This window comes from Pseudomonas sp. AGC41 (assembly GCF_057334555.1).
The window spans coordinates 100,442-104,292 of the sequence record NZ_JBHFJB010000157.1 but is presented as its reverse complement, the minus strand read 5'-3'; the positions used below and the strand labels follow the sequence as shown (position 1 = coordinate 104,292).

The following is a 3,851-nucleotide window of genomic DNA, read 5'->3' as shown; positions in this document are numbered from 1 at the left end:
CCACGGAAGCCTGTCCAGGCCTGAAACTGTTGCAAACTTTCGGGACTGAACAGCCCGCATGAAAAAGCCCTGACCTTTCGATCAGGGCTTTTTTATTTGCCGCATGTTACCGCTCAATCACAACCCATTGGCTGCCTTGAACTCGCGACGACGACGGTGCAGCACCGGCTCGGTATAGCCGTTTGGTTGCCTGGTCCCTTCGATCACCAGTTCGACCGCCGCCTGGAAGGCGATGTTGCTGTCGAAGTCCGGCGCCAGCGGGCGGTATAGCGGGTCGCTGGCGTTCTGGCGGTCGACCACCGGTGCCATGCGCTTGAGGCTTTCCATCACCTGGTCCCGGGTGACGATGCCGTGGCGCAGCCAGTTGGCGATGTGCTGGCTGGAGATCCGCAGCGTTGCACGGTCCTCCATCAGGCCGATGTCGTTGATGTCCGGCACCTTGGAGCAGCCCACGCCCTGGTCGATCCAGCGCACCACGTAGCCAAGGATGCCCTGGGCATTGTTGTCCAGTTCATGCTTGATCTGCTCGGGCGTCCAGTTCGGGTTGACCGCCAGCGGGATGGTCAGGATGTCGTCGACCGAGGCGCGGGCACGCTTGGCCAGCTCGGCCTGGCGGGCGAATACATCGACCTTGTGATAGTGCAGCGCGTGCAGGGCGGCAGCGGTCGGCGATGGGACCCATGCCGTGTTGGCGCCCGCCATCGGGTGGGCGATTTTCTGCTCGAGCATCGCGGCCATCAGGTCCGGCATGGCCCACATGCCCTTGCCGATTTGCGCGCGGCCTTGCAGACCGGTGCTCAAACCGATGTCGACGTTCCAGTTTTCGTACGCGGCGATCCACTTCTCGGCCTTCATGTCGGCCTTGCGGACCATCGGGCCGGCTTCCATGGACGTGTGGATTTCGTCGCCGGTGCGGTCGAGGAAGCCGGTATTGATGAATACCACGCGCTCGCTGGCCGCCTTGATACACGCCTTGAGGTTGACCGTGGTACGGCGCTCCTCATCCATGATTCCGACTTTCAGCGTGTTGCGCGGCAGGTTCAGCACGTCTTCGACGCGGCCGAACAGCTCGTTGGTAAACGCCGCTTCTTCCGGGCCATGCATCTTCGGCTTGACGATGTACACCGAGCCGGTGCGGCTGTTGCGGCGCGAGGTGTTGCCGTTGAGGCTGTGGATCGCGGCCAGGCTGGTGATCAGGCCGTCGAGGATGCCTTCCGGCACTTCATTGCCGTCCTTGTCCAGGATTGCGTCAATGGTCATCAGGTGACCGACGTTGCGCACGAACAAAAGCGAACGGCCGTGCAGCGTCACGCTCGACCCGTCCGCGGCGGTGTAGACGCGGTCAGGGTTCATGGTCCGGGTAAACGTCTGGCCGCCCTTGGCGACTTCTTCCGACAGATCGCCTTTCATCAAGCCGAGCCAGTTACGGTAGATCACCACCTTGTCATCGGCATCTACGGCGGCGACCGAGTCTTCGCAATCCATGATGGTGGTCAGCGCGGCTTCCATCAGGATGTCTTTGACGCTGGCGGCGTCGGTCTGCCCGACCGGAGTGCTGGCGTCGATCTGGATTTCGAAGTGCAGGCCGTTGTGCTTGAGCAGCACCGCGCTCGGCGCCGACGTCTCGCCCTGGAAACCGATCAGTTGGGCATCGTCGCGCAGGCCGCTGTTGCTGCCGCCCTTGAGAGTCACGACGAGCTTGCCATCGACGATCTTGTAGGCAATGGAATCGACGTGGGAGCCGGCCGCCAACGGGGCTGCTTCGTCGAGAAAGGCGCGGGCGAAGGCGATGACCTTGTCGCCGCGGACCTTGTTGTAGCCTTTGCCTTTCTCCGCGCCATCGGCTTCGCTGATCGCATCGGTGCCGTACAGCGCGTCGTACAGCGAACCCCAGCGGGCGTTCGAGGCGTTGAGGGCGAAACGGGCATTCATCACCGGCACCACCAGCTGCGGGCCGGCCATGCGGGCAATTTCGTCGTCGACATTCTGGGTCGTGGCCTGGAAATCCGCCGCTTCTGGCAGCAGGTAACCAATGTCTTGCAGGAAGGCGTTGTAAGCCACGGCGTCGTGGGCCTGGCCGGCACGAGCCTGGTGCCAGGCATCGATCTGCGCCTGGAAATCGTCGCGCTTGGCGAGTAGGGCTTTGTTCTTCGGTGCCAGGTCATGGATGACCTTGTCGGCGCCGGCCCAGAATGCGTCGGCGGTGAGGCCGGTTCCGGGAATGGCTTCGTTATTCACGAAGTCGAACAGGACTTTGGCGACCTGCAGGCCACCGACTTGAACGTGTTCAGTCATTGCTTGCCTCACTCTGCTCAGCTATTGCGCTTTTCAGCTCTTCGATTTGGACAATGAAGCCTCGGGACATTTAAACCACAAACCCCCGGACCAGTACATGCCATTGCTGGCGGCTGGGTTAAGCCTTGCTGACGGGGCTTTCAGGGGTGCGACTGGCCTGGGCAGACATCGGTGCAACATTAGGCATTGCGGTTATGTAGTGCCCGCTGCGGCATACTACATGATCAGTTACGGTTGTGAAAATCAGACTAATTGCGTCGTTCCGCGACCGACCAAAGCACTACAGTCACAGCGCGGAACCGGATGTTCTCAAAAAAACGATGGATTGTTCCAGATAAATATAAGGTTCGTACACATTTCCCTGTGGCGAGGGAGCTTGCTCCCGCTTCAGTGCGCAGCACTGAACCAGCGATTTACGATCGTTACGCAGTCCAGGGCCGAGCAAGCTCCTTAACCCAAAAGCGCGCGACTGTGCTGATTTCCCGCCTTGCCTATACTGTCCGTTCCATCAACAGAAGGGCTGCGCCATGGACCATCTCGTCATCACCGTTTTCGCCCCGGACAAACCCGGGCAGGTCGAGCGCATCGCTGAGTGTATTGCCGAGCACGGCGGCAACTGGCTGGAAAGCCGTATGTCGCACCTCGCCGGGCAATTCGCCGGGATCCTGCGTCTCAGCGCCCCGGCTGAATCTCATGAAGAACTGATCGAGGCTTTGCATGGGCTGGCGGCCCATGGCATTCGTGTGCTGATTGCCGAAAATGCGATTGAAGAATCCTGCACCTGGAAACCCATCGCCATGGAACTGGTGGGCAATGACCGTCCCGGCATCGTGCGCGACATCACGCGCTTGTTGAGCGGGGAAGGGGTGAACGTCGAGCGGCTGGTTACCCATGTCCGACCCGCGCCGATGAGCAGCGAATTGTTATTTCATGCCGAGGCGATTCTCGGGGTGCCCTTGACCTTGTCGCTGGACACCCTGCAGGAGCGCCTGGAAACCCTGGCCGATGAATTGATGGTCGAGCTGAAACTCAGCGACGAAAGCTGACGCAGGTTATCCAAGGAAAAGCTGCACCTGCCTGTGGATAACCTGTAGAGACCCGGCGCCAGCCCAGGCCCGCCGTGCCTCAGCCAGTGATGGTCAAAAATTCACCAGTTTTCAAAGGCTTGTGCACAAACGCCGGGGATCACGTTGTGGATAACCTTGGGAAGGATGCGCGCAGGCCACGCCGGACGTGGCCTGTAGGGATGTGTTGGTTTTTTGATCAGGTGCGCCGACGCATGCTGACCACCGCGTCGATGCTGTACACCGCGAGACCGGCCCAGATGAACAGGAACGCCACCAGCGTGCTGGACGACAAATGTTCGTCAAACAGAAGCACCGCGAGCAGCAGCACGAGCGTCGGCGCGATGTACTGCAAGAAGCCCAGCGTGGTGTAGGGCAGGTGCCGCGCCGCCGCGTTGAAGCAGACCAGAGGCACCAGCGTCACGGGGCCGGGGGGGGGGGGGCCACCAGGCTTCGGAAGTCGTCCAGAAAGCCGCCTGGGCGCTGGTGGCG

At 61.2% G+C, this 3,851-nt stretch carries 2 protein-coding genes and 1 pseudogene; 1 reads left to right on the top strand and 2 read right to left on the bottom strand.

All coding sequences use genetic code 11. The annotated features are described in order from the left end of the window. Positions 1-117 precede the first annotated feature (117 nt). Positions 118-2,295, bottom strand: coding sequence for a malate synthase G (locus ACE04F_RS27520; protein ID WP_486108926.1), 2,178 nt, complete (start codon positions 2,293-2,295; stop codon positions 118-120). A 527-nt stretch (positions 2,296-2,822) separates the two neighbouring features. Between ACE04F_RS27520 and ACE04F_RS27515 the strand changes: the two genes are divergently transcribed. Continuing rightward, positions 2,823-3,341 carry a glycine cleavage system transcriptional repressor gene (locus ACE04F_RS27515; RefSeq protein WP_486108928.1) on the top strand — a complete coding sequence of 173 codons (519 nt, stop codon included), beginning with the start codon at positions 2,823-2,825 and terminating at the stop codon, positions 3,339-3,341. A 217-nt stretch (positions 3,342-3,558) separates the two neighbouring features. Here ACE04F_RS27515 and ACE04F_RS27510 read toward each other — a convergent pair. Continuing rightward, positions 3,559-3,851: pseudogene (locus ACE04F_RS27510) on the bottom strand (EamA family transporter); the annotation flags it as partial.